Below are 26,380 nucleotides of genomic sequence, written 5' to 3' on the forward strand. Positions count from 1 at the left end.
ATGGAATCAAAAGCAATATTTGAAGCTGCACAGGTAGGCGATTTTAAATTACTGAAAGATTTATATATCGGTAGTATAAATCAGGTAAATAAGGAACAATTGAATCTTTTATCGGTTGTCCTCACTAATAGTGATAAAATTGAAGACCGAATTAAGATAATTAACTTCTTGCTTGATAGAGGTATAGATATAAACTATCAGGATAGAGATGGTAGAACAGCACTACATAATTTTTTTCAATTTAAAGCAAATTGGAGACCGAATGTAGATTACGCAGTAAATGTAATAGCTAAGTTAATTGAAGCGGGTATAAATATTAATGCAATTGATAAATATGGATCAGTAGCACTAATTTATTCTTTAACTGTTTTAAAATTAACAACGCAAGATGCATATCCTATTTATGAATTATTGTTAAAACATAATGCAGATTATACTCTAAAAAATGATGCGGGTAAATCTGCGTTAGACTACGCTAAAGAGTTATCTTGGAGAAATGATTTTTTAAATATTTTGGAGAAGTATGAAAATGAAAGTAAGTGATAATTATGGAGGATTTGTTCTATCAAGGAATGTAAAAAATGGATTACCTATTGCGTATACTTACAGAGAAAAATCTCGACTGTTACAATTAAATGGATGGACTATTTATTCTAGTTCCGATGATGAGGAATACGTAAATAATCCCCAAAATTTTGAAATTGTATCAGCAAAAACCATGTTTTCTATTGCACCCGTGATGGAAGAAATTTTTGAAGCGAAGTATGGGACGAATTTAGCGTGGCTATACGAGGAGGGGGTTCATGTTGGTTTCTATGATTTAAATGAGGAAAAAGAGGTGAAAATATCTGAAATTTTAGATTAGTTATATATAGTAGTATTATCATGATTGATTTTTTATGAGGTGTATGTAGTTCTTGTATAGCGCTGCTAATATATATAGTGAATGTGGTATTCATTCTAAATATAAAAAGAAAGGAAAGAATTAGAAAGTGGAAGATATTAGAACGGTAATCCTCCCTTTGCCTAGTATTGAATTAGTTAAGGAAAAAGAGGAAGAATGGTGCATTGATTTACCGAGTTCCTTTAAGGAATTCATAATCAGATATAATGGGATAATTCCTAAAAAGAATCTTTTTAAAATCAGTGATGATAAAGAGTATGTTATAGAAAGATTCCTTTGTATTTTAGATGATTTTGAAGAGAATTCCCTAGGAATGTACGATATTGATGCTATATGGAGTCCAATACTAGAAATTTTAAGTGTGGATCTAGATTCTGTTGGTGTAGAACTATTACCAGTAGCAACAGTGTTCGGTGGTGATTTTATATGTTTAGATTATAGAGAAGGGCCCCAGAACCCTAAGGTATGTTATTGGAAGCGCGAGGATTCATACGAATGGCATCCTAGTGTAGAGTTTATTTCAGAAACATTTGAAGATTTTTTAGGAATGCTATATTCTGAAGATGATATTGTCAAATAGCTAGTATTTGGTTACGGAATCATGCTTTAGGTCATTGGGCCGACGCTATAAGATAAATAGGAAGGATTTAATGTTTAATAATGGAATATAAAAATACGATAATAACACCATTACCTGACGAACAGTTACTGAATGAAGAAGAAAAGATATGGAGGGTTTCACTCCCAGCATCTGCTAAGGAATTTTTTAAACAATATAGTGGGTTGATTCCTAAGAAGAATATCTTTAGTGGAAAGTTACCTCAAGATCAGGAACGTATAATAGAACGTTTTTTATGTATTTTACATGATACTCAAAATCATACTTTGGGTATGTATGATATAGATGTAATTCTAACGCAATTAGATGAACGCTTACTGTATTCTGAAGATATTTTAGGAGTAGAATTACTACCTGTAGCGGCTTTATTTGGCGGAGACTTTGTTTGCTTAGATTATAGTCAGAGAAGGGAGAATCCTAGTGTGTGCATATGGCATCATGAATCTTCTTATGAACTTAATCCATCCACAACTTTTATCACGGATACATTTGAAGACTTTTTAGGAATGCTATATTCTAAAGATGATATTGCAAATAGCTAGTATTTGGTTACGGAATCATGCTTTTGAGTATATGTTAAGAGTAATGCACAAAATATAATGCAGGAGTCCTATTTATGGGTGATAAATTCCTTGAGTTATTTATTGAAAAAACTTTTTATAATGAGCTATTTAATAAATTGAAATCTTACATCTACCTTCATAGAGATGAAATAAAAGTTAGATTCTACACTTTATCTTTGATATCCTATAAAGCGTTAGATGATTTTACCGTCAAGGAGTGAAAGATACACTCCTGTTTAGAGAAAAAACTTTACAAGCGTCCATCAGGTTATAGGAAGAATGCAAAGGAAACTGTCTGGGATAAAACTAAGGATGAACAAGGTGTTGTCAAAGATCCTATTACTAAAAAGGTAATGGATATTGAGGAGCCTTGGGATATGGGACATAAACTGGGACATGGATTTAGAAAACACCAACAAAGTGCGGCTGATAGAAAAATAACTCGTAAACAATTTTTAGATGAATATAATAATCCCAATAGCTATAGACCAGAGCTACCAGAATCTAATAGAAGTCATATTGGTGAAGATAAGATGGATTTTTATTTTGGTTCATGATTTTGAAGAAAGGAACTTACTATGGAATATGATAAAAAAGAGATAGCTAGAAAGCTTTTAGATGATGTTGGCGGTACTCCAAGAGTATATGCATTTAAAGATGAATCTGGAAAAGAAATTGACATATTTTGTGGTGATGATTCTCCAATTGAACACGTATCTTCTTACTCAACTGTTGGGTTATCAGAGTACACTTTGAACAAAAAGATAGATGATAAATCTTTAAGAGCAGAAATTATTGGTTTAACAGATAGTAGGAATGATTTGTTTCCAAATATAATAAGTGACTGTGCTTTTAAAGTGATGGATGGATTATCTCCTTGTATACCAGGGACTGTATTTCTAAATGCAATAGATAATTATTATCTAGATTTTAATATGAACCACATGTTATTGACTATCCCATTTTTATGGGAGTTGCACGATTTGGAATTTGATCATGAATATGTAACTTGGTTGTTTGCAGTTCCGATTTCTGAGTCGGAGTACCATTTTTTTGTTGAGAATGGGTATCAAAAATTAGAAATGTTATTTGAAAAAAAACAAATAGATATTTATGATTTAAATCGTAGTCCTGTGGTTTAGATGATATTTTGAAAAAAAGGAGATAATTTGTACTTAGATGGTCGGTATAAAGATCATTTTGAGGTATTCAATAAAAGAGGTAAAGTAAAGGATGTTCTTAATCTTGATGGAACTTCTAATAGTAAAAAATTTAATTTAGCTTCTGGGAGGAGATTAAAATGATTAGTTCAGAGTTAAAAGATGTAATGAAACGATTGACTATTCTTAATGAGAATAATAAAGGTGTGCTACTTAGAGAAGAAAGCATCAGAGATATAGACAATACTATAAATATCTTTCTAAAAAAATATGAAGATCGTTTTTATGAAGGATTAAGATTGTTTAACAAGATAGACATTACTACAATTTCCTCTTCAGAGAATTTAGATTACACTATTGCTTTCTATAATTTATTAACTGGAATTAGGGGGATAATCGATTGTTTTGATGACTTTGATGATATTTTAGTTGAATTGAATAAAAACTTCATGTATCAAAGTGGCGAAATCACAAAAGAAGAATGGGAAAATTCAGGGGAAGTAGTCTTGGATGACGAAGAAAATGAATTTGGAGATTGAAGAATAGATATTGATTCCTCGCTTTTTATGTTCACTAGGAGGAAGGCTAATGGGATTTTATATAGATATTGTGGAGCTTCAGAAAGCCCAAGAAGCCTATATGAAGATGGTCGTAACTGCTCAGAGTCAGTTGGATACCGCACCACAAAAATGGATGGATAAAGGAGGGAAAGTTGAAATACTTGAAGATGGAACATGAGCATATACAAATTCTGAGGGTATCACAATAAAATATATTGAAGGATTTCCTGATTTTAAAAATGGTATTCCACCACAAGTAAAAAAAGAATTTGTAATAGAAAGTGGATTTGAGGAGAGATTAAAAGATTTTGCCAAGGCAGGAGATGCAGGTGTAGGTAATACTTGGCATCATCATCAAGATGGGAAAACGATATAAGCAGTTGATAGTGCTGTACACAGACAATTTGCCCATTGAGGTGGTATATCAATTATGAAAGGTAATAAATAAAAATGACAATAAAGCTTGATAAATTTGGATTTGCTAATAACGGGGAAATTTTAATGTTAGAAAATGAATTTGAAGTGGTTCTTCCGGAAGATTATAAGAGTTTTTTGTTGCAGGAAAACGGTGGTAGAAATACAGCTTATAGATATAAAAATTTAGTAAGAATTCCTCAAGTTAGTGAAGAAATTAATATTGATGTAATGTTTGGTGTTTCAACGAATGTAAAAAATGGAGATATTAAACAGTGGACAAGTGAATATCAAGATGATTTGTTCCCGAACTCAATCATTATTGGGGACACTATTCAGCATGGCTTCATAGTGTTCTGGCTGAGCAAGGATGATAATGCTGGAATTTATTATTATGATGATACCTATGAATTTGCATCGTCTACTGATGATATGAATACTTATTTTTTGGCAAATTCATTTAGTGAGTTTTTAAATATGGTAGAAAATTAGTGAATAATTATCTGCGTGATAGCTTTTTGTAGTATACTTTTAGGTTAGAAAATGCCCGAGTGAATAAAGTGTGACTTGCAAGGAACGGTAGATAACCTGTCCAGCCTTGTGGAGTTAGGAGTAGGAATTTACACTGCTCTGACGGATTCAGGTGCGGCTTAGCGTGGCCAGGATCCCAATGCCAGCTAAGCGGATAAGGCAGCTTATCGTGCTCAAGAGACAGGAAAAGCCCTTTAGGATAAAGTTATCCATATGGATGCCTATGATGCAGGAGATTAAGCGGCTGAGATGATTCAGATAGCCAAGAACAGTACTAAGGCAAGAATTCTCACAAATGTCGAAAAATGGGATTCAAAGGTTGACAATATCCTGTCTAAGATCAATAATGTCATTAGGAAATTTGGGGAGAAATTATTAGATACCCGAATCCCAGTCGGCATTCGTATAGAGGCAGTTGCCTTTGCGAGAGGTATGGGAACCATGCCTACCTTCAGCGTTGAGAGTAAGACTCTGCGTGATGTGATGCACTTCTCAAGTGAACACGCAGACGATTTAGTACAAGGAGTAGGTGGTTCTGGTAAGGACGGAGCGAGTCACACAAGTTGTCAATAATATGTCGAAGTTTTTTGAAACAGAATTTGGACAAAAGATTGTGGGAAGCCCTAGAAAGACTAAGAAGAAGTATGACGGGCAGATTGTTTATGAAGTGATGAAGAAGGTTGATAAAAATTTACGTAAAGGAGATTACCTGTGTTTGGATGGTTTACATATGGACCATTTTAAAGTTTTTGATAAACGTGGTAATTTGAAATCTGTACTTAATCTTGATGGTACTTTAAACACAGATAAGTTATTAAAAGCTAAAGGAAGGAAATTACATTGAAGGGAGAAATCTATAAACTTTATGAGGTGTGTAAACGATTCAATTCGAGGCTAGGATACTCGTTAGAAGAAAATAAGAAATTAAAAGATTTTAAAGAATTGATAGATGATAATCTATCTGATGACTTTCAAGAGCTTATGTCAGGTATTTCAGCATTCAAGGAAGAAATAATTGATCAAAGTATAGCTGATGAGCAATACAGTCAATTCTATTGCGAGTTATTGTCTTCGATGGCTAACTTTTCTTCTTACTTTGCAGATTTGCATGAAATAATTTTTGATCTAAACAAAAGACGCAGATTTAAAATGGGAGAAATTACCAAAGAGGAGTTAGTCAGTTCAGATGAAATAATTTTAGACGATGAGGACGATGAATCTGGAAATTAAAGAATAGATATTTATTATTTTTCTAAACGCATTAAAGATTTTGTCTGGCGGAGGATGTGACGCGAGGAGTAAGTGGTTCTGGTAGGATGGAGCGAGTCTATGATGATATTATTCCAACAGTTAAAAATGGTAAATTTAATGGGTGGTTTGATAATTTAGCTCCAGAAGAACTAGAGAAATTATGGGAAATCCCAAAATTACGTAAAAAAATCGAAGATAGAATAAGAAGACCAGGTGGCTACCATGAATGGAATCTTGTTTCTCGGACTCCTCAATTTAAAAAATGGGGAGTTTCCATGGATGATATCAAAGAAATGAGAAGTTTAATTGAAGATGTGCAGTTCATAAATCCTTGTGGAGTATATGGAGGACGGGGCTTTACAAAAGCTCATAATGAGATATTAAAAATTATTGATTTGTCATATGATTATGAGGAATTTGCACACAGATTAAATGAATGGGCAAGTCAAAGAATGAAAAATGGAATTTTAAATTTACTAGAAGGATTGAGAAGGTATTAAAAATGAAACAAAAAGTATCGTTATGGCTTGGTAATTTTGCCAGTCAAGAAGAATTTCAAGAATACTTCAAAATTTCATATAAAGAGGATGGTGCTACTAGATTTCAAAAATTTAAGCCAGATCCTAATTATCAAGAAGGAATTATTGGAGGTAAAGATGGCACAAGTTTTTGGTTGAGTAAAGACCATGCGGATGTTATTCAAGATGTCGCCAAAGGTGATAATCGCCTCTATGAAACCTTACTGGGCTTTGACGAAGGGTACTTAGGTGACAATCCACTTTATCGCTTGGATGTAGCACCGGAAGTTGTCTCTGAAAAAGGGATCTCAATCCCAAGTGGTAGGGAAGACGGTGCGAATGGTTGGTGGCGACCAGGGGGAAGAACCTATCCAGGAGACATGCCGGAGGGTGTCATGGACGGTATCAGTATAAAGGAAGGAGACGTCACATGAAACGCAGTAAATTAACATGGGAAGAAGTTATCAAGTTTGAGGAAATAAAAGGCTACGGTCAACAGATTTGGAGGCATAATGGCCAGTATTATCTTGTCGCAGATGAAGGAGGTATTGCGGAACAACGAGTGGTGTATGAATTGCCACTAGAGTTGTTTCAGTTGATTGAGAGTGGAGAAAAGAATTTAGTAGAGTTACATTTTAGGCTAAAAAATGATGCTTGGCCACCTAATATGTCACAAGAGGAAGCAAATAAGCTTTTTTGGCGAAAACACATTGAGGTTTTAAAAAATAATGCCGCAGCACAAAGGCATTTTACTCGTCAAGAGCTAGAAGAATTATTACCAGAAGGGTCAAAAATTCTAGCAAGTAGTGATAGTTAATATGGATTTGATATGGTAAACAGTAAATTAACTTGGGAAGAAGTTATCAAGTTTGAGGAAGTAGCAGGTTATGGTCAGCATATCTGGAAACACGGCGAACAATATTATCTTGTCGTGGATGAAGGAGGTATTGCGGAACAACGAGTGGTGTATGAATTGCCACTAGAGTTGTTTCAGTTGATTGAGAGTGGAGAAAAGAATTTAGTAGAGTTACATTTTAGGCTAAAAAATGATGCTTGGCCACCTAATATGTCACAAGAGGAAGCAAATAAGCTTTTTTGGCGAAAACACATTGAGGTTTTAAAAAATAATGCCGCAGCACAAAGGCATTTTACTCGTCAAGAGCTAGAAGAATTATTACCAGAAGGGTCAAAAATTCTAGCAAGTAGTGATAGTTAATATGGATTTGATATGGTAAACAGTAAATTAACTTGGGAAGATATTATCAAGTTTGAGGAAGTAGCAGGTTATGGTCAGCATATCTGGAAACACGGCGAACAATATTATCTTGTCGTGGATGAGGGAGGTATTGCGGAACAACGAGTGGTGTATGAATTGCCACTAGAGTTGTTTCAAAAGGTGAAATTGCAAAAGTTTTTGGAGCAGGTGGTGGAACGCAGATTAAACGAACATCTGTTAGCTGGTACGAAAAAATGGGACTATTAAAGGAGATAAAATAAATGGATAAATTGATGCATGAAAAAAAATAATTCAACAGAAAGTTGAAGAGTTGAATTATACTACGCTAAGAGTCTCCGTATTTAATGGCAGGAATAAAGGGAGAGAAGATTGGCAAACGCGAATAGAATATGATGAGGGGGAAAAAGTATACTTAGTTTATTCTTTAGGAGATAGGGCAAGTATTATAGGAAAGATTAGAACATTTAGAAATTTTGAAGAAGCAGAGCAATGCTTATTTGAGATATTGGATTTAACTGTAAAATATAACAGGTTGCAAGTTATGACTAACGAGGAACCAGAATATCCTTCTCCTTTGTGGGACAAACCATAATGATAAACTTAGAAAAGCAACGCAGTGAAATTTGATTTGAATTTTATCGAGCTCTCCCATCAACAAGTATCAACTTCCTTTATGCGTAGTGAGGATATCAAGATTATCATAAATACTGAGGCTGGACGTAAAGATAAGTTATCTGATATTGATATTTATAATATGATTAAGAATATTAATAATATAATTTGGATTTTGTCACCAGAGATAATAAAAGACAAAGATAAATATGATGAGGTATTGGATAAATTGTTCACTTTAATAATTAAACATGGATCGCATGATTTTAAGATGAATATGAAATATGAAGATACATTAATTGCATCTAATTATTTGAGAAAGATAAGAATTATATTGAAATATTAGATATGAATTGGGATTCTATTTCGGAGGGAATTTAAACTATTTTTTCAGAAATATAAAATAATAATATCATATTTTATATTCTTCAGAGTAACAATAATTGGACGTCTTAGTAAAATCTAATAATAGAATTTCTTTTTTTTAATATTGATAATCTCTATCAGTAAAATATATTTGTTGTTTTATAATTCTTAGTATATAATCTTTAAATGAGAAATATACATATTTAGGAGAACAAGAATGAAGTTAGAAGATTTTACAGAGCAGGAACAAGAACAGATAAAGAAAGGTCTTACTTTTTCAGTAATTAGTGATAAAGAGACTGCAGAAAGAATACTTTCATTAGTTCCTGAAGAATTAATGAAGAAAATTCCATTTTTTGTAAGAAAACATGCTAACACACGTACAGTAAAGAGAATTTCTATTGAGTATCCAGAACTTTATGCTGCAGCTCAAAAAGAAGGCGAGTGGCCAGAAAAAGAAAAAGAAGAACTACGTAAAGTTATTACAGATATTTTCCAAGAGAAAATGAATAAACATCAAATTAAATAATATAAAATATGGATATTATTATGTATCAGGATCAAAAAGAAAAGTAGAATATTTAACTTTTTGATTCTGGTATTTTTGTATTGTAAGTTATTAAAGCATGTTCGTACTTGCTCATTTTTCTGAGATATACTATAATAGGAAAGATAGATAAATAAGTAAATTATAATTTTTAAGTAAGTTGATAAGGAGAAAATTATGTTTAGTACGAGAAAATATTCGATTAGAAAGGTTTCAGTAGGTATTGCTAGTGTATTAATAGGTATTACTGCAGGATCTTTTGGAACAGCTTATGCACACGAAGATGTAAACAATATTGTTGTAAATACTGAAGTTACTCACGATGTTAATTTAGAACATGTAAACAAACCTGTTTTAGATGAACCTGAAAAAATAATTCCTAAACCTGAATTAAGCCCAAAACCTATAGAACCTACTGCAGCTACAGGGTGCGCAGATTGTAAACATGAAGAAAAAATTATAGAACATAATAGAGTAGATGTAACAGATAAACCTGTTTTAGGGAAATCTAAAATAGAAAAAATTTCTCTTGAAACAACTTCAAAATCTACAGAAACAGTGTTATCAAAACCAGTTTCAGATGAAGCAGTTCACAAAGAAGAAAAATTAATTAAATCTATTTTAGAAGATAAGATAGATTGGAATACTATTGATGAAAAAGAATTTGTAAATTATCTATTTGCTGGTATTAAAGTAGACAAAAATAAAGAACAGGAAATAAAAACTGTCTGGTTAGTTAAAGTTAAAGAATTGTTAGAAGCTAATCCTAATAATGAAAACCTTAAAAAAGTGAAATCTATTTTAGAAAATACTTTAAAGAATGAATCTTCAGTGGAAAAAGATAAGCAAAAAGAAGGAAAAGTTACTGAGGAAAAAAAGGAAAACAAAGAAGTAACAAAAGAGACTGATAAGAAGGAAACTCCAAAAGAAAACAAAGTTTCTGAGAATAAAAAAGAAAAGAATGAATCAGTAAAAGAAGATAAAAAGGACACACCTAAAGAGCAAACTCTTCCTAAAGATAAGAAAGCAACTCCTGGAAGAGAAACTTCAAAAGTTACTCCAAGTAAACAAGAAGCAACTAATGATAAAAAACAAGAAACTTCAACAAATACTGCTAAGGTAGAAAACCATGTTTTATCAGCGAAACTTTCGGGACGTGATGTAGCTGTATTATTTGATAAAGATAAAATAAAAGCTGATAATGTTTTTGTAGGATCAATTAATGATGAAAATCTAAATAAAACTATTATCGAAAAATTAGGCAGTGAATATAAAGTTGTGGAAGTATTTGAAATTCATTTTGAAAAAGATGGGAAAAAGCTAGATAGTGATGCAGAACGTACAGTTAAAATGTCTGTTGTGAAAAATGATAATGCAGAACTAGAAGTGTATCATATTGCTGAAAATAATGAATTAGAAAAAGTCGAAAGTAGTTTTAGTGAAGGGGCTGTAAAATTTAAAATCAATCATTTTAGTAAATTTACTATTCTAGAAAGAATTAGAGTAGGTGCTAAAGATCTAGAAAGTCGTGTTCAAATAGTAACTCCAGTAAAAGCTGAGCATAAGCCTGAGGTTAAAAAAGAAGAGTCTGACAATAGCGATAATACTAATAGTGACAAAAAAGAAGGAACTAATAATAAAGAAACAGAAAAACTACCACAAACTGGTTTGGAAACAACTAAATCACTAGGGATTGTGTTGTTAGCACTTGGAGCTGCAATAACGATTCGAAAAAAACAAAATCAATAAAATCTAAGAAATTATTACACTTAGACATAGAAAATAAACTCGAATTAGGAGGTTATCCTAGTTTCGAGTTTATTTTTGGTTTATAAATTTATGTCCAATATATTGAAAGATTCTTACCATTTTATTTTCTAAAGGAGTTTGAACTTTAAAAAAGAAATAGTGATCTCGTTTGTCTTTTGATTTATTAGCGGTTAATCTGAAAAAATTGCTATTGTTACTTGCCATTAAACTTAGAATATCATCTGTTAAAAATGTTAGAGGAACATTTAATGCAGAATATTTATAGAAATCTTTTTCAAATTGATCATAGTTACTGCTAAAATAATCGAATTGAACTTCGTGTTGATTAAGTTTATTCATAGTCTAATTCCTCTGCTAATGAAACTTTTAGAATATCATTAATTGAAATTTGTAATATGTTTTGTTTAGTAGAAAAATAAATAGTATCTTTGCTGCAATCAACAACTTTTCCTAGATATGGTTCGCGATGATTGTGAGTATATAAATATGCTAATCCTTTAAAGAAATATAGCTGATTTAGTAATAATCTTTTTTCATCTTCATCCATATTGTTGGAGAAGTCTATTGTGTCACCTTGTGTGTTAATTGCTGTAGTATGTTCTGAGATGAAAAATCCCATCCATTTTGCCATACCACGATCAGCATATTCTCTTGCGGATTTATAAGGGAGATAGTTTCTGTTTATCATATAATGCCATCCATGCCGCCGGCATGGCCTCCTACTAGTTTACTTCTTTCTTTAACACGTGAACCTTCCATCAACATGCTTCCATTTTGTACAGCTAGGAATCCATATTTATCACGAATACAATCTAGGGTTTTATCTATTTTTCTTTGCTTTTCTATAGCTTCAATATCATCGAATAGAGTGTATATTGTAAGATTATCATCTACTAAGTTATCATATCTAACTGCGATAGAACGTACAGCGCCACCATTATATTTACTTCTAAAAAGTGATAAGACATAATCGGTTAGTTGCTTTGTGCTTTGAGTGGGGTTAATCTTTTTAGATGCGTTAATAGATTTTTTATTTTCAATTCTACTGTAACTAATATGGATATGTACTGATTTTGCTTTTTTCTTGACTCTTCTTAGTCTTATAGCAACTTGTTCAGCCATTTCAGATAAGACTAGTTCTATTTGTGATTTGATATTATAATCTTTAGGAAGAATCTGGGAGTTACCTAAACCTTTTGATTTTGGTTTATAAGGTTTTGAAGGTTTACTTTCATCTATACCATTTGCGTGAAACCATAGTTGAACTCCGATAATTCCAAATTCTTTTTTTAATATATCTGGATTAGCATTTGCTAAATCTTTAACAGAATATATTTTTAATTTATTTAGTCTTTTTTCTGTTCTTTTTCCTATACCCCAAAAATCGGTAAGAGTTGGTATACTCCATACTTTTGTTTCAACATCTTCGTATGACCAATTCACTCGCATAGTAGGAGTTTTCTTAGCTTCATTATCTAAAGCAAGTTTTGCTAGAAGTGGATTAGAATTGCTCATGCCCACAGTTGAGTATACTCCTGTTTTTTTCCATATATCATGTTGGATTTTTGCACAAATTATATCTAATTTTTCTTTTCTCGTTTTACTAGAGTCTTTGACGAAGTAATTAAGTGACTGAGTCAAATCGATAAAACCTTCATCAATCGAGTAGGGATGGATATCTTCGTCTGGAACATAATTTTTTAGTACGTTGAGTATCTGTATATTTTTCTCAATATATAGTGTCATTCGTGGGGGGACTATTAGTGTTTTCTTAGCCCAAGATTCAATGTGTTTAATATATTCAGGAGTTGTTTTAAGCCCTTGTCTTTTTGCATTATAAAAAGAAAAACATCGTGTATTGATATCAAAAGGCAGATCGTAACTTCTTCCAACATTACTTTTTCCGAAAACTTCTTTAAATATAGGAGAGCTAGCTAAGATTAGACCATTAGAATTATCACTTCTACTCATTACACAAAGTGAGGTAGTTAGGGGATTAAGGCCACGTTCTACACATTCGACACTAGCGTAAAAAGATTTCATGTCTATAAATGCTATATCAGAATGAGGTTCTAATGTGTAATCAATTATTCCCATATATTTACACCTCTGTTATTGGTTTAAACGAATTTGTGACTATTCCGACAATATGTACTTCTTCTATAGGAGCTATTATGTCCTTATAGTTATCATTGATAGAAACTAAACGAGCAGTATTTTCCTCCAAATAAACTTTTTTTATATATGTTTCTTCATTATAAACTACTGCATAAACTAATCCATCAAAATCATATCCAGTTTTCTTGATTAGGGCGACATGCCCGTTATGATATTTAGGTTCCATAGAATCTCCATCAATCCATGATGCTATATCATATGGGATATCTTTATCGAAATAAACTGTGTCAAATTCGTAGTCTTCATAATAGAAATTTCCTAGTCCAGCAGATAATTTTGCGTGAACTTGATATTTATGTAATTGAGAGATATATAGTTCGTTTGCTATAGTTAAAAGTTTCTTTTTATTTATATCATTTAACTGTAGATATTTATTAACTATCTCATATTCTGATTCAAAATAAGTAGTTTCTACATTGAAATAAAGAGCTAGTTCTTCTAAATTTTTTTTATTTGGAATATATTTTCCTTTTTCCCAACTATTGTAGGCAGCACGAGTAACGCCAAGGTATTCAGCTACAGCAGTTTGAGAAACTTTTCTTTTAGCACGCAAGGATTTTAATCTATTATTACAAAACATAACTACCTCCATTTATAATATTTGTAAAGTTATAACTTTACAAATATTATAAATTAAAAAATAGAATTTGTCAAAGTATAAATAAAAAGAATTGGTTAGAAAATATATTTTCTAACCAATTCTCTAAAAAGTTTAGGTATTAAACATTTTTAAATTACATATTCATATTAACGCGGTGCCATTCGTTTATAACGTATGCAAGTTGTCCTACTTGATTTAAGCCAACAAGATTAATTTCTTGGTTAGCAGGTGTAATTCCACCTAAACCAGCAGTATATAGCGCAATAATATAAGGTGTTTTTTCATAAACTATTGCATCAATATTTAATGCATCATTAACATAACCTGGTTTTTGCTCAATTTTTAGATTTGGTAAATAGCGTTTGTAGTATTCACCAGGGAAAGATTCTCCGATATACTGACGGATATCTTTATATTTTTCTTTATTGTCCCATAAATGTTGAAGAACTTGAATGTAGTAATTAGTTGTAGTTTTGTTATCAGTACTAAAAGTTTTAAGTTCTCCCTTAGATTCACCGTATCTATTATACATATCGTATACTTTGCTTACTCCACCGATACGATCCCCAAGGGCGTATGCTGGAGTATTTTCTGAATAAACTAATGAGTAATATTGCATTTGAGGAATAGTCATGGCTCCGTTAAAAACTCTAACATATGTATCGTGTTCTCCGATATATTCATACTCTGTTTTAGTAATATCATAGCGTTCGGTCATAGATAGATTATATTTTTCAAAATCATCGATAACTATCATATTAAGTGGAAGTTTATATGTTGAGCCTGCAGTCATTGGCTGAGTCTCATTCATTTCTATTAATTCCCCAGTGTTTAAATTTTTATATGAGAAAGCTATTTGAGAATTTTTAATTCCATTTGCTTTTGAGTAAGCTTGAATAACTTCAGGTAAGGTCATATTTGCATAATCAAAATATAATCCTAATGACTTCATAGTTGCGGCATCTTCAGCCATTGTAGCTTGTTTTTCTTCAATAGATTTAACTTTTTTTTCGGGTTCTTTTGCTTCTTCTTTATTATCATTTTGTTCAGCATTAGTCTGCTCGTTTGTATTCTTCGTATTATTAGCAAGCCAATAAGATGTTATGTTATTTAAATTTACAATTTGCTTTTTATTTAAATAATAAAGGGCAGCTATGGATACTAAAAATAGAGAAGATAATAATATTATAATTTTTTTAATTTTCGACATAGGTTCCTTCGACATAAATTCTCCTGTTTATTTCGTTAATTTAATAATTATAAATGATAACATACTAAATTTCAAGTAATATCTAAGGGGAATTAGGGCGGATTTTTAAAAATCAAATGTGGATAAATTTGATGAGATTACAGAAAAAAAGTAATAAATTATAGCATAATATTAATGTTAAAATAGTTAACAGAAACATATTAATTTTAAAATTTTGAGGAGAAAAATATTGGTGGATTATGGTCACGTGGAAATTCGAAATGAATTTTATAGAGTTTAAGAGAAAGAGAGAATTTTATTTTGCTATCTATATGTATTAAATTATGGTATTATTATAGGAATTATAAAGTAAATAATTTCATAGGAGATCAAATGACAAAAAGACAACAGATGAATTTAGTTATATTATTTATTGGAATATTTATTTTAATGGCTAATGGGTATGACAGTTTCTTAAAACCTTTAGATAATACAATTATCAATTTCATTCAAGGATTAGAGAATCCAATGCTTACTAGTATATATTTAAATACGACCAATATAGCAGATATGAAGCAAAGTACAATAATAACAGCTATAATAGTTATAATTTTATTCGCAAGTAAGTTTAAAAGAGAGGCTTTGTTTTTAACTCTTACAATGGGTACATGTGGAATAGTGATGTCTTTTATTAAAACAATATTTAACCGTCCACGCCCGAATATACATCGATTAGTGGAGTTAAATAGTTTAAGTTTTCCTAGTGGACATTCAACTTCAGCTACAATATTATATTTATCGTTAGCTTTAATATTCATAAAATTGATGAAGAAAAATACATATACTCCAATTCTTGTAGCTATAGCTGGAATTTTATTTATTGTAAGCTCTAGAATTTATTTAGGAGTTCACTATCCAACTGATACGATAGCAGGGATGTCCTTAGGAAGTGCAATAGTGCTTATTTACAATCTAATTTATTATAGTAGGAAGTAAGGTGAAGTAGTATGAAGAGGATCTTATTGATAACAGGTTCATTCGGGAATGGGCATCTACAAGTTTCAAAAAATATTAGCGAAACATTTGAAAAATATTATAGTAATAGAGTGACAGTAATAGAGTCTGATTTGTTTTTACAAGCACATCCGAATTTAACACCGGTTCTAAAAAAGTTGTATCTATATAGCTTTTCATATTTTAGAGATATCTATGGCTATTTATATTATGCTGGTAGCAATCAAAGTGACATTTCTATCTACAGATATTTTAGTTATGATTATTTAAAAAGATTAGTAAAAGAGATTGAACCAGATATTATTGTATCTACATTTCCTACACCAGCGTTATCATTATTAAAAAATAAAAAAATACCAATAGTAAATATAATAACAGATTATCGTTTTCATAAAAGTTGGTTAACAAAAGGAGCGTTTCGATACTACGTTGCGACTGATGATACTGAAAAAGAGTTGCTGAAATTAGGTGTAGAAAAAAATAAGATTAGAAAATTTGGTATACCGATTGCAGAAAAATTTGATGATAATTTTGATACTGATAGTTGGTTAAAAGATAATGGATTAAGTATTACAAAAAATACAGTTTTATTATCTGCAGGCGCTTTCGGGGTATCTACTGATTTTACAATGCTTATAGAGCAGCTGAAAAAGATGAGAAACGATGTTCAAGTAGTAGTAATTTGTGGTAAGAACATGAATTTGAAAAAAGAGTTAGAGTATAAATATAGTGGAGATAAAGGTGTTAAGATCTTTGGATATACAGAGAATATGTATGAGTGGATGAAATCTTCTAGTGTACTTATAACAAAGGCTGGAGGAGTAACTATTTCTGAAGCTTTAGCGAGTAATATTCCATTAATTCTTTTTAATCCGGTACCAGGTCAGGAGATGGAAAATGCTAGATATTTCAAGAAACATAATATGGCCAAAATTGCTGAAAACCAAGAAAAAGTACTGAAATATGTAGAACAATTGTTATCGAAAGACGATATCGAAATGATGAAAATTAATATGATGAAAAATTATTTACCTAAAGCTAGTTACAATATATGTGAAGATATAATGAGTTATTTAGACTCAATTTAAAACCTTATTTCAGATAATTATAAATATTTAGATGCCGATTTGAGAGTTAGTTAAAATCTAATTTTTAAGTCGGTATTTTCTAAAATAATGTTTTGCTCAGATAAAGTTTATAGAAAATCACTGTGTATGCTATAATATTGTATAGAGGTGTTAATATTATGAAAAAAATTTCGTATGAGGAATTTAGTGGACGATTAAAACACGGGGAAAAGAATTTTAATGATTTGATTTTTGAAGATATGAATTTAAGAGAATTTAATTTATCGAGATTAGATTTTTCTTTTTTCAAATTTTATCAATGTAGATTTTAGTAATGTAGATTTTACATATAGCAATTTAGAAAATTGTCTTTTAGATGATTGTAATATGGAAAATGCTATTTTTATCAATTCAAATCTAAAAAAGGCATCGATGAGAAGGGCGAATTTGCAATACGCTAATATTAAGGGTGCCAAGTTATATGCAGCTGTTTTGGAAGGTGCAAACTTAAAAAATATTATTTTTGATAATAAAACGGAGTATTATAAATTGTACTGTCCTGAACAAGGAGCGTTTATTGCTTATAAAAAAGGACTTAATAATAGAATTATAAAACTTTTGATACCGAGTGATTCAAAGAGAGTCTCTTCAACTCGGAATTGTTGCAGATGTGATAAGGCTAAGGTATTAGAAATAAAAAACTTTGAAGGTACTATTTTTTATGATGAGGCATGGTCAACTGTGGCAGAGGATTTTTGTTATAAACTTGGAGAGTGGATTTATGCAGGAAATTTTAATGAAGACCGATGGTATGATTCAACCGGAGGTATTCATTTTTGGATGACAGAAGAAGAGGCAAAAAATATTAAAAATAAAAGATGTAGGAGATAAAAGTGAGAATAGCTTTACTTTGTAGATATGATGGTAGCAATTACCATGGATTTCAAATACAACCAAATAATAATACAATTCAAGAAGAAATTGAGAAGAGTTTAAAGAAAATTAACAAAAAAGATGTAAGACTTTATATGAGTGGAAGAACCGATAGTGGTGTTCATGCTTATGGACAGGTATTACACTTTGATACTGATTTAAATATTCCAGATGTTGCCTGGGTTAAGGCTTTAAATGCTACTATTCCAAAAGATATTAGAATAGTAGGAGCAACGACAGTTTCAGAGGATTTCCATGTTAGATACAATAGTACACAAAAAACATATTATTATAAATTATACATAGGAAGAGAAATTGATCCATTTTTATTAAATTATGTAGGTAAACATAGCTTTGATTTTAATTTTGAAAAAGCTCAAGAGTCACTGAAGTATTTTATAGGAGAACATGACTTTTCGTCATTTTGTTCGAAAAACTCTAGTGTTGAGGATAAGGTTAGGACGATATATAGTTTAACTATGGGAAAAGATCCGATTAACCCTAACATTGTAAACTTTGAAATTACAGGGAATGGTTTCTTATATAATATGGTTAGGATAATTATTGGAACTATACAAAATGTAGCGGCTGGTAAGTATGAAGCGGACTATATAAAAGAAATATTAGATAAAAAAGAACGTCAATTTGCTGGTCCTAAGGCAGATGCTGCAGGATTATACCTAAAAGAGGTAGTATATGATGACGATAAAGTAAATGAGTTTATTAAAAATAGTTTACAGAGTTATTGTAATAAATAATAGATGGGAGTGACTCAAAAATCGTGATTTCATAGAAATCGATTTTGTCGAGTCACCCCCGCAAAGTTTATTAGATATCTAAAAAGCTTTTATAAAGCGAATTTAGATATCAATAAACCACTGCGTCTATGAATTCTTATATGAACTTTGTTAAAATTTAGGACTTTTGGATCAGCCCCATTTAGATTGAGAAAAATCGGGATATTTGGTATAATAAAAAGATATTCTGTAGAAAATTAGGTAATAAAATGATAAAATTTGAAGATGTTTTTTTTCAGTATTCTAGTTCTAAAAAGACTGCATTATCAAATATAAATTTAGAAATAAAAGAAGGGCATTGGCTAAGTGTCTTAGGAAAAAATGGAAGTGGAAAATCAACGTTAATGAAGTTGATTTACGGTCAGAATCTAGCAACTTCTGGGAAGCTCCTATTTAATAATGAAGAATACAGTAAAGAAATTTATGATGATATAAAAAATAAAATAGCTATAGTATTTCAAAATCCTGACAACCAATTTGTAGGTTCTACTGTAGAAGAAGACATTGCTTTTGGGCTTGAAAATAGGAATATACCACAAGAAGATATGGATAAAATAATAGATGAGGTTTTAGAGATTGTAGATATGAGTGACTACAGAAAATATGAGCCATCATCACTATCAGGTGGGCAAAAACAACGGGTTGCAATAGCATCTTCACTAGCTTTAAAGCCTGAGATACTAATATTGGATGAGGCTACGAGTATGCTTGATCCAAAGGCAAGAAAGTCCATTTTAGGGTATATAAAAAAAATTAATAGAGAAAAAGGAATAACTATAATATCAATTACTCATGATGCAGAAGAGAGTATTTATTCGGATGATATTGTTATATTAGAAGGTGGAGAAATAGTTTATCATGGAGACTATACTACATTATATTCTGATACGACAATACTGGAAAAATATAGTTTAGAAGTTCCTTTTGTAGAAAGAGTAAAAAAAGATCTAAATAATTACCTAAATCAAGATATATTTGAAATAGAAGAAGACGAGGAGAGTGTAGTGAAAAAAATATGCAAATTAGTTTGAAAAATGTAAGCTATACTTATAATTATAAAACCCCTTATGCAAGAGAAGTATTGAAAGATATTAACTTGAACGTAGAAGAAGGAAGTTATACAGTTATAATAGGTAAGACTGGGAGTGGTAAATCTACTCTTATAGAGCATATTAATGGTTTATTATTACCTACACAAGGAGAAGTATTGGTAAATAATGTACTAATTACTAATCCGAAAAGTAAAAAAGAAAAGCGTGAACTGGCTAAAAAATTAAAAGTATTAAGACAAGATGTTGCCGTATTATTCCAATTTTCTGAGCAACAATTATTTGAAACAAGTGTATTAAAAGATATTATCTTTGCACCATTAAACTACGGTATATCAGAAGAAAGAGCCATTTCTAAAGCTAAAGAATTAATAAAGTTAGTCGGATTAGATGAGAGTTACTTGGATAAATCACCATTTGAACTTTCTGGTGGAGAGATGAGAAAAGTTGCTCTATGTGGAGTACTTGCTCTCAAACCGAAAGTATTGATATTAGATGAGCCAACAGTAGCTTTAGATTATAAGAGTCGTGAAGAAATCATGACCATGGTCAAAAAACTTAAAGACGAACTTAATATGACAATAGTTCTTATATCTCATAATATGAACTACGTATTAGAATATGCAGATAAAGTTTTTGTTTTGAAAAATGGAAAAATTAATTTTGAAGGAACAGTAGAGGAACTTTTTGAAGATAAACAGCTTCTTAAAGAAAATTCACTGGAACAACCAGAATTACTAAAATTTTATAATAAGCTGCAAGAAAATAATATTAAGCTAGATGTATTTCCTAGGAAATACGAAGATTTAATAGGCGCTTTAAAAAATAAGATAGGAAGTAGTGTAAATGAATAATTCATTAATAAGTAAATATATTCCATTGAATACAATTATTCATAATCTAGATCCTAGAGCGAAAATATTTTTTGTAATTTTGTACTTAGTAGATGTCTTTATTGCTTATAATGTTCTAGAGTTTTCTATCTTGTTTTTAATGTTGATAATGATAGTGATATTATCGAAAACAAGTCCAGCGTTTTTAATAAATAGTGTGAAAGCAATTAGTATATTGATTATATTCACTTCTTTTATTCATCTTGTTTTTAATAAAAAAGGTGAAGTATTGTTAGAAGTGTTGGGTTGGAAGATTTATAGTGGAGCACTTTTTGGAATATTATTGATAACTGTTAGGTTTATTTTAGTTGTTATGATAATGGTAGTTTTTATGGCTACTACTTCACCAACTGAGATAACGAATGCTATAGAAAAGAGTCTTGGATTCTTACAGAAAGTAGGAATTCCAATTTCAACTTTTGCATTAGTATTATCAATTTCACTAAGATTCATTCCGACTATATTAGAAGAAACTAATAGGATAATAAATGCACAGGTTTCTCGTGGTTCAGATTTTAATGAGGGAAATCTAGCGCAGAAAGTAAGAAAGTTTATTCCAATATTAATCCCCTTATTTATAGCTACTCTAAAAAGAGCTGATGAACTTGCTACTGCAATGGAAGTAAGAGGGTATTCTACAACTGGTATAAGAAGTAAGTATAAAGTATTGAAATATAATAATCTAGATTATTTAAGTTATATATTAATAATAGTTATTACAATATTAATAATATTGTAGTGTGAAATTAAAGAAAGGAGATAGGATGGAAACAGAAATAATTAATATTTCTAAAAGTGAAAATAAAGAAGAAATATATAGTAAGTTAACTACGTATTATAAAGAAGGGAAATTAATAGCTATTCCAACAGAAACGGTATATGGACTTAGTGCTAATGCTATGAACGATGAAGCGGTAAGTAAAATATATGAAGCTAAAGGGCGTCCTAGTGACAATCCATTAATTGTTCATTTTTATGAAATGAGTCAATTGGATAGCATAGTAAATTATAACGATGAAAATATAAAAAAACTAATAAATAATTTTTGGCCTGGGCCTATGACGCTAATTTTAAATGCTAAAGATAACAATGGCGTTTCTAAAAAGGTTACTGCAGGATTAAATACATTAGCTGTTAGAATGCCTTCTAATATTACCGCTCGAGAAATATTAAAGGAAACTGAAGTTTTATTAGCAGCACCGAGTGCTAATACAAGTGGTAAACCATCTCCAACAAAATTTGAACATGTTTACCATGATTTGAATGGGAAAATTGATGTAATAATTGAAGATGAGCAATCAGATATAGGTTTGGAAAGTACAGTTATTGATTGTACAAGATATCCACTTGTTATTGCACGTCCTGGAGAAATTACAAAAGAAGATATAGAAGGTGTACTAGGAGAAGGTAGTGTAAAATATAATGAAGAAATATTAACAAAAAATACAACTCCTATAGCACCTGGAATGAAATATAGACATTATTCTCCAGAAGCGGACTTAGTGTTGTTTAATGATTCATTTGAGAAATTAATAAGTATTTTAAAAGAAAGAGATAAAAAAACGGGCTTCATTACATATAAAGAAATGGAATCAGAAGTTGACTTTTTAAATGTTTCTGTAAAATATTTAGCGGATAATGAGAAAAGTGTTGAACAATCTAATAAAAATTTATATAATATTCTAAGGGAGTTTGATGAAGAAGAGGTAGAAGAAATTTTTATACTACCGATTGAAGAGACGAAAGAGAATAAAGCTTTATTAAATAGACTTAATAAAGCGATAAGTAAAAAATAAAATAGGAGATTTGTAATGAAAAAGTTATATGTAGTTATACCTTGTTACAATGAAGAAGAGGTATTAAACGAGACTGCAAAAAGATTAGAAGTTAAAATGAATTCTATGATAGAAGAAGATTTAATTTCAAAAGATAGCCGTGTTGTTTTAGTGAACGATGGTTCAAAAGATAAAACATGGAAGATGATAGAAGAACTTCATAAAAAAAATCCATTATTCAGTGGTATTAACTTAAGTAGAAATAGAGGTCACCAAAATGCTTTATTAGCAGGACTTATGACTGTTAAGGATCACTGTGATGTAAGTATTTCTATGGATGCCGATTTACAAGATGATATTAACGCTATGGACGAAATGATGAAAAAATATCTTGAAGGTGCTGATGTAGTTTACGGTGTTCGTTCAGCAAGAACTACAGATACATTCTTTAAACGTTTCACAGCAGAAGCATTCTATAAAGTAATGGAAAAACTAGGTGCTAATACAGTATTCAACCATGCAGACTATCGTTTAATGAGTAAACGTGCATTAGAAGGATTAGCTCAATTTAAAGAAGTTAACTTATTCCTACGTGGTATTGTTCCTATGATAGGATATCCAAGTGATATTGTAACATACGAACGTGCGGAAAGATTTGCTGGAGAAAGTAAATATCCATTATCTAAGATGTTAGCATTTGCTTTTGAAGGAATTACTTCTTTATCTGTAAAATTAATTAGATTTATTACTATAGGTGGAGCATTAATGATATTTATTGCTGCGATAGTATTTTTCTACACTTTATATAGTTACTTAGCAGGATTTGCAAGACCAGGGTGGTCGAGCTTAATGATATCAATGTGGTTCATTGGTGGAATGATTATGATTTCATTAGGTATTGTAGGTGAATATGTAGGTAAAATCTACTTAGAAACAAAAGGACGCCCAAGATTCATTGTTGAACAATTCTTAAACGAAGAAAAAAACGAAGAGGAATAATTGGCAATGAATAAGGAAATATTAAATAAATTTTCTAACTTTTTAGTAAAAGTTATAGCTGTGATTTTTATGGTGCTTATGGGGATAAATTCACTATTAGTGTTAACAAAAACAGCGATATTTCCGAAAGATTATCAAGAAACTTTATATTATGAAAATGATAGTGCTATACTAAATATTATATTTCTTATAATATTTAGTATAGTTATCTTAATATTAGCAAGATATTTAAAAAAAATAATAAGTGTTCAAAGACTAGTCTTAGTTGTAATGATTTACACATTTATTATTAGTATATTATTTGCGATATTGAGACGTGATTATGTGCAATTTGATCCATTTAATGTAATAGATCAAGCTAATAATTTCGTAAGAGAAAACTACAGTGGTCTTGATAAAGGAAATAACTATTTATATATATATTCACACCAGATTACAACAGTATTTCTTTTCCAAATAATACTGTCAGTATTTGGTAGAGCAACATTTATTTTATATATAATGCAAAGTTTTTCAATCAGTTATATAATCTTTATGTTATATAAAATATCTAATATAATGTTTGAAGATGAAGATACAAACTATTTAGTTGTAATTCTTAGTGGACTATGTTTTCCATTAATATTTTATGTTGCATTTGTCTACGGATTGCTACCGGGTATGTTTTTAACACTAGTTGCTTATTATTATTTTATAAAGTATATTAAATATAAAAAGTGGTATATGGTAGTAATAAGTGCTATAAGCATTAATATTGCAATTCTATTTATAGGTAATAACTTAATACATATGCTAGCAATATTCTCAGCAGCTATAATTTATCTTATTAGAGTTAGAGATAAAAAAGTTATTGTGTTCATAGTAAGTAGCCTATTTTTAATGAGTGCTTCTAAAAGTATGATTTATAATTATTATGAAGTAAAAAGCCAAAAGACAATAGCTGATGGTGTTCCGAAAATTACATGGATAGCGATGGGAATGCAAGAGGGTGATCGTGAAGCTGGTTGGTGGAATAGATTTAACTATGATATTATGCCAGAAGAGGATTATGATGCGAAACGTATAACTGATATTTCTAAAGATTCTATAAAACAAAGAGTAGAGGTATTTAAGAAAAATCCTAGTTATGCCCTAGATTTTTATCAAAGAAAGTATGAAAATCAATTTATAGAGCCAACATTCCAAAGTTTGTTGGTAACAGCACCTCAAAGAAACTTTGATAATGAGACTAAGTTGGAAAAAGTGAAAGACTTTTTTATAAAACAAATTTACTTTGATGGAACTCATGACGTAATTTCATTTATTATGAAGGTATTTCAAGTATTTGTGTACGTATTTTCTACAATTTTTGCGATAAATATATATAAACAGAAGAAAGAAATATTAACGATAATCCCAGTTGCATTTATTGGTGGAACATTATTTCATATGATTTGGGAAGCGAAAAGTAGATATGTATTCCCGTATTTCGTATTTTTAATTCCACTTGCTGCATATGGATTAACAATTGTGCGAAATAAAATAACTGAGTATAGAAAAAATAAAGAGGAAAAAGATGAAAAAGGTAATATATAAAGCTTTTGTCGTAACATTATTGGGACTAGCTGTATCTACTCCAACGATAAAAGCTAATGATGTTTATGTACCCTTTGGAGAAAAGAAATTTACAGAAATTGAAAATAGTCAAAAAATAGATTTCGATGATCTTAATCTTAAAGAAGCGTTACTAGAATATTATAAGTTTCATATTAATAAAGACTATAAAGGTGAAGAAGTAACGATAGGAATGATGGAACAATTTACAAGTTTATCATTACCTTGGAAAAATATTTTTTCTCTAAAAGGTTTAGAATATGCTGTTAATTTGAAAAATTTAAATCTATCAAATAACTTTATTGAAGATATTACACCTTTAGAAAAACTAGTAGAATTGGAAGATTTAAATCTAACAAATAATAAAATAAAAGATCCAAAGAGTTTAGCGAAATTAACAAAATTAAGACAGTTAGTGCTTAGAAAAAATCTAATGAATAATTTAGATTTTCTAAATGATTTAAAAGTAGAATCATTAGATGTTTCGATGAACAGTGTTTTGAAAGACTATATTCCGAATAATTTGAAACTTGAAAATTTAAGGAGTTTAAATATTTCTGGTATAGGTTTAGATAATATTTCATTTATAAAAAATGCTATAAAACTTGAGAGTCTTGTTGCTGAAGAAAATGCTATTAAAGATATAACACCATTAACTGAATTAAAGTCGTTAAGGGTAGTGTATTTAGATAGAAATAGTATAAGTGATATCTCAGCACTTAAAGATTTATCAAGTTTAGAAGAATTACTATTATATAAAAACAATATTGAAAATATAGATGCGTTGAAAGATAAAAAGTATTTATATCGATTGATGCTGAACGAAAATATAGGTCTGAGAAATATAGATGCGTTAAAAGATGTACCGAATATTTCTAGTGTAGATATATCTGATACAGCGGTCTCTGATATTTCAGCATTAAAGGATGCAAAATATCTTTATTATATAGCTTTAAAAAATACTAAAGTAAGTGAAACTGACATAACTACATTCGAAAAAAATAACTTAGAAGTTAAAAAATCTAATAATATAGATAAAAAACTAGAGGTAGTAAAAACAGAAGCTGCGAAATATTTCAGTGTAAAAAATTATATTTTCATGTTGATAATATTAATTTTTACTTTTAGTGGTATAAGAAGTTATTGGAAAAAAAATAAATAAAATGAAAAAGATAGATGAGTTTCCCCTTGAAATTCATCTATCTTTGTGCTAGAATTACATTAATGAAATAAATCAACG

At 30.2% G+C, this 26,380-nt stretch carries 36 protein-coding genes; 31 read left to right on the forward strand and 5 right to left on the reverse strand.

Annotation, left to right across the window (positions count from 1 at the left end):
- From FOC48_RS01920 to FOC48_RS02015, 20 genes are all read left to right on the forward strand, one after another.
- Positions 1-543 carry an ankyrin repeat domain-containing protein gene (locus FOC48_RS01920; RefSeq protein WP_003146579.1) on the forward strand — a complete coding sequence of 181 codons (543 nt, stop codon included), beginning with the start codon at positions 1-3 and terminating at the stop codon, positions 541-543.
- Positions 530-865, forward strand: a complete 336-nt coding sequence (locus FOC48_RS01925) for a DUF2185 domain-containing protein (protein ID WP_000868444.1) — start codon at positions 530-532, stop codon at positions 863-865. Before FOC48_RS01920 ends, FOC48_RS01925 begins: the two co-directional genes overlap by 14 nt.
- Before the next feature lie 157 nt (positions 866-1,022).
- Positions 1,023-1,484, forward strand: a complete 462-nt coding sequence (locus tag FOC48_RS01930) for an SMI1/KNR4 family protein (RefSeq protein ID WP_254263190.1) — start codon at positions 1,023-1,025, stop codon at positions 1,482-1,484.
- Between the two features lie 80 nt (positions 1,485-1,564).
- Complete coding sequence (locus FOC48_RS01935) at positions 1,565-2,065, forward strand: SMI1/KNR4 family protein (RefSeq protein WP_003146576.1); 501 nt, start codon at positions 1,565-1,567, stop codon at positions 2,063-2,065.
- Positions 2,066-2,310: 245 nt separating this feature from the next.
- The gene (locus FOC48_RS09740) at positions 2,311-2,643 is read left to right on the forward strand and encodes an HNH/ENDO VII family nuclease (RefSeq protein WP_196792836.1); all 333 of its coding nucleotides are present in this window, start codon (positions 2,311-2,313) and stop codon (positions 2,641-2,643) included.
- A gap of 21 nt (positions 2,644-2,664) precedes the next feature.
- A complete protein-coding gene (locus FOC48_RS01945; protein ID WP_172497814.1) occupies positions 2,665-3,228 on the forward strand; it encodes a suppressor of fused domain protein in 564 nt (187 codons plus the stop codon).
- Positions 3,229-3,386: 158 nt separating this feature from the next.
- Positions 3,387-3,785, forward strand: coding sequence for a hypothetical protein (locus tag FOC48_RS01950; protein WP_003146570.1), 399 nt, complete (start codon positions 3,387-3,389; stop codon positions 3,783-3,785).
- Between the two features lie 471 nt (positions 3,786-4,256).
- Positions 4,257-4,712 (forward strand): SMI1/KNR4 family protein, encoded by a 456-nt coding sequence (locus tag FOC48_RS01955; RefSeq protein ID WP_003146567.1) that lies wholly within the window; start codon positions 4,257-4,259, stop codon positions 4,710-4,712.
- 471 nt (positions 4,713-5,183) lie between these two features.
- On the forward strand, positions 5,184-5,324 hold the full coding sequence (locus FOC48_RS09745) for a hypothetical protein (RefSeq protein WP_155801192.1): 141 nt from the start codon (positions 5,184-5,186) through the stop codon (positions 5,322-5,324).
- A 40-nt stretch (positions 5,325-5,364) separates the two neighbouring features.
- The gene (locus tag FOC48_RS09930; RefSeq protein ID WP_003146564.1) at positions 5,365-5,595 is read left to right on the forward strand and encodes a hypothetical protein; all 231 of its coding nucleotides are present in this window, start codon (positions 5,365-5,367) and stop codon (positions 5,593-5,595) included.
- Positions 5,592-5,981: a hypothetical protein gene (locus tag FOC48_RS01970; protein ID WP_003146562.1), complete on the forward strand. Its 390-nt coding sequence runs from the start codon at positions 5,592-5,594 to the stop codon at positions 5,979-5,981. Before FOC48_RS09930 ends, FOC48_RS01970 begins: the two co-directional genes overlap by 4 nt.
- 86 nt (positions 5,982-6,067) lie before the next feature.
- A complete protein-coding gene (locus tag FOC48_RS01975; RefSeq protein WP_216842918.1) occupies positions 6,068-6,502 on the forward strand; it encodes a hypothetical protein in 435 nt (144 codons plus the stop codon).
- Positions 6,503-6,504: 2 nt separating this feature from the next.
- Complete coding sequence (locus FOC48_RS01980) at positions 6,505-6,954, forward strand: immunity 22 family protein (protein WP_003146559.1); 450 nt, start codon at positions 6,505-6,507, stop codon at positions 6,952-6,954.
- Entirely contained in the window at positions 6,951-7,337 is a 387-nt protein-coding gene (locus FOC48_RS01985; protein WP_003146557.1) for a hypothetical protein, read from the forward strand. The genes FOC48_RS01980 and FOC48_RS01985 overlap by 4 nt, the downstream gene beginning before the upstream one ends.
- 12 nt (positions 7,338-7,349) lie before the next feature.
- Entirely contained in the window at positions 7,350-7,736 is a 387-nt protein-coding gene (locus FOC48_RS01990; protein ID WP_172497816.1) for a hypothetical protein, read from the forward strand.
- 12 nt (positions 7,737-7,748) lie between these two features.
- The gene (locus FOC48_RS01995) at positions 7,749-8,003 is read left to right on the forward strand and encodes a hypothetical protein (RefSeq protein WP_003146555.1); all 255 of its coding nucleotides are present in this window, start codon (positions 7,749-7,751) and stop codon (positions 8,001-8,003) included.
- 43 nt (positions 8,004-8,046) lie between these two features.
- A complete protein-coding gene (locus tag FOC48_RS02000) occupies positions 8,047-8,349 on the forward strand; it encodes an Imm59 family immunity protein (protein WP_269208036.1) in 303 nt (100 codons plus the stop codon).
- 81 nt (positions 8,350-8,430) lie between these two features.
- Complete coding sequence (locus FOC48_RS02005) at positions 8,431-8,715, forward strand: hypothetical protein (protein ID WP_003146553.1); 285 nt, start codon at positions 8,431-8,433, stop codon at positions 8,713-8,715.
- 237 nt (positions 8,716-8,952) lie between these two features.
- The gene (locus FOC48_RS02010) at positions 8,953-9,264 is read left to right on the forward strand and encodes a hypothetical protein (protein ID WP_003146552.1); all 312 of its coding nucleotides are present in this window, start codon (positions 8,953-8,955) and stop codon (positions 9,262-9,264) included.
- A gap of 195 nt (positions 9,265-9,459) precedes the next feature.
- A complete protein-coding gene (locus FOC48_RS02015; RefSeq protein WP_003146550.1) occupies positions 9,460-11,031 on the forward strand; it encodes a YSIRK-type signal peptide-containing protein in 1,572 nt (523 codons plus the stop codon).
- Positions 11,032-11,100: 69 nt separating this feature from the next.
- On the opposite strand, the gene FOC48_RS02020 is transcribed toward FOC48_RS02015, so the two are convergent.
- The 5 genes from FOC48_RS02020 to FOC48_RS02040 all read right to left on the reverse strand — a co-directional run bounded on the left by FOC48_RS02020 (position 11,101) and on the right by FOC48_RS02040 (position 15,056).
- Positions 11,101-11,391: a DUF5960 family protein gene (locus FOC48_RS02020; protein WP_003146549.1), complete on the reverse strand. Its 291-nt coding sequence runs from the start codon at positions 11,389-11,391 to the stop codon at positions 11,101-11,103.
- Positions 11,384-11,740 (reverse strand): hypothetical protein, encoded by a 357-nt coding sequence (locus FOC48_RS02025; protein ID WP_003146548.1) that lies wholly within the window; start codon positions 11,738-11,740, stop codon positions 11,384-11,386. The genes FOC48_RS02020 and FOC48_RS02025 overlap by 8 nt, the downstream gene beginning before the upstream one ends.
- Positions 11,737-13,149 carry a Y-family DNA polymerase gene (locus FOC48_RS02030; RefSeq protein WP_003146547.1) on the reverse strand — a complete coding sequence of 471 codons (1,413 nt, stop codon included), beginning with the start codon at positions 13,147-13,149 and terminating at the stop codon, positions 11,737-11,739. The genes FOC48_RS02025 and FOC48_RS02030 overlap by 4 nt, the downstream gene beginning before the upstream one ends.
- Positions 13,150-13,153: 4 nt before the next feature.
- Positions 13,154-13,810: a LexA family transcriptional regulator gene (locus FOC48_RS02035; protein WP_003146546.1), complete on the reverse strand. Its 657-nt coding sequence runs from the start codon at positions 13,808-13,810 to the stop codon at positions 13,154-13,156.
- A gap of 154 nt (positions 13,811-13,964) precedes the next feature.
- Positions 13,965-15,056 carry a serine hydrolase gene (locus tag FOC48_RS02040; RefSeq protein ID WP_003146545.1) on the reverse strand — a complete coding sequence of 364 codons (1,092 nt, stop codon included), beginning with the start codon at positions 15,054-15,056 and terminating at the stop codon, positions 13,965-13,967.
- A 357-nt stretch (positions 15,057-15,413) separates the two neighbouring features.
- On the opposite strand from FOC48_RS02040, the gene FOC48_RS02045 reads away from it, so the two are divergent.
- The 11 genes from FOC48_RS02045 to FOC48_RS02095 all read left to right on the forward strand — a co-directional run bounded on the left by FOC48_RS02045 (position 15,414) and on the right by FOC48_RS02095 (position 26,302).
- Positions 15,414-16,016, forward strand: a complete 603-nt coding sequence (locus FOC48_RS02045; protein ID WP_003146544.1) for a phosphatase PAP2 family protein — start codon at positions 15,414-15,416, stop codon at positions 16,014-16,016.
- 11 nt (positions 16,017-16,027) lie between these two features.
- Positions 16,028-17,122: an MGDG synthase family glycosyltransferase gene (locus tag FOC48_RS02050; RefSeq protein ID WP_172497818.1), complete on the forward strand. Its 1,095-nt coding sequence runs from the start codon at positions 16,028-16,030 to the stop codon at positions 17,120-17,122.
- A gap of 366 nt (positions 17,123-17,488) precedes the next feature.
- On the forward strand, positions 17,489-17,992 hold the full coding sequence (locus tag FOC48_RS02055) for a pentapeptide repeat-containing protein (RefSeq protein ID WP_419470978.1): 504 nt from the start codon (positions 17,489-17,491) through the stop codon (positions 17,990-17,992).
- A 2-nt stretch (positions 17,993-17,994) separates the two neighbouring features.
- A complete protein-coding gene (gene truA / locus FOC48_RS02060; RefSeq protein WP_003146538.1) occupies positions 17,995-18,792 on the forward strand; it encodes a tRNA pseudouridine(38-40) synthase TruA in 798 nt (265 codons plus the stop codon).
- 248 nt (positions 18,793-19,040) lie between these two features.
- Positions 19,041-19,862, forward strand: a complete 822-nt coding sequence (locus FOC48_RS02065; RefSeq protein ID WP_172497820.1) for an energy-coupling factor transporter ATPase — start codon at positions 19,041-19,043, stop codon at positions 19,860-19,862.
- Complete coding sequence (locus FOC48_RS02070) at positions 19,847-20,734, forward strand: energy-coupling factor transporter ATPase (RefSeq protein ID WP_003146536.1); 888 nt, start codon at positions 19,847-19,849, stop codon at positions 20,732-20,734. Before FOC48_RS02065 ends, FOC48_RS02070 begins: the two co-directional genes overlap by 16 nt.
- A complete protein-coding gene (locus FOC48_RS02075) occupies positions 20,727-21,512 on the forward strand; it encodes an energy-coupling factor transporter transmembrane component T family protein (RefSeq protein ID WP_003146535.1) in 786 nt (261 codons plus the stop codon). Before FOC48_RS02070 ends, FOC48_RS02075 begins: the two co-directional genes overlap by 8 nt.
- Positions 21,513-21,537: 25 nt before the next feature.
- Positions 21,538-22,569 carry an L-threonylcarbamoyladenylate synthase gene (locus FOC48_RS02080; RefSeq protein ID WP_003146533.1) on the forward strand — a complete coding sequence of 344 codons (1,032 nt, stop codon included), beginning with the start codon at positions 21,538-21,540 and terminating at the stop codon, positions 22,567-22,569.
- A gap of 15 nt (positions 22,570-22,584) precedes the next feature.
- Positions 22,585-23,547, forward strand: a complete 963-nt coding sequence (locus FOC48_RS02085; protein WP_003146532.1) for a glycosyltransferase family 2 protein — start codon at positions 22,585-22,587, stop codon at positions 23,545-23,547.
- 6 nt (positions 23,548-23,553) lie between these two features.
- Positions 23,554-25,122, forward strand: a complete 1,569-nt coding sequence (locus FOC48_RS02090; RefSeq protein ID WP_003146530.1) for a hypothetical protein — start codon at positions 23,554-23,556, stop codon at positions 25,120-25,122.
- Complete coding sequence (locus FOC48_RS02095; RefSeq protein ID WP_003146529.1) at positions 25,103-26,302, forward strand: leucine-rich repeat domain-containing protein; 1,200 nt, start codon at positions 25,103-25,105, stop codon at positions 26,300-26,302. Before FOC48_RS02090 ends, FOC48_RS02095 begins: the two co-directional genes overlap by 20 nt.
- Positions 26,303-26,380 lie beyond the last annotated feature (78 nt).

The sequence above is a fragment of the Gemella haemolysans genome (genome assembly GCF_012273215.1).
Lineage (GTDB): Bacteria > Bacillota > Bacilli > Staphylococcales > Gemellaceae > Gemella > Gemella haemolysans_A.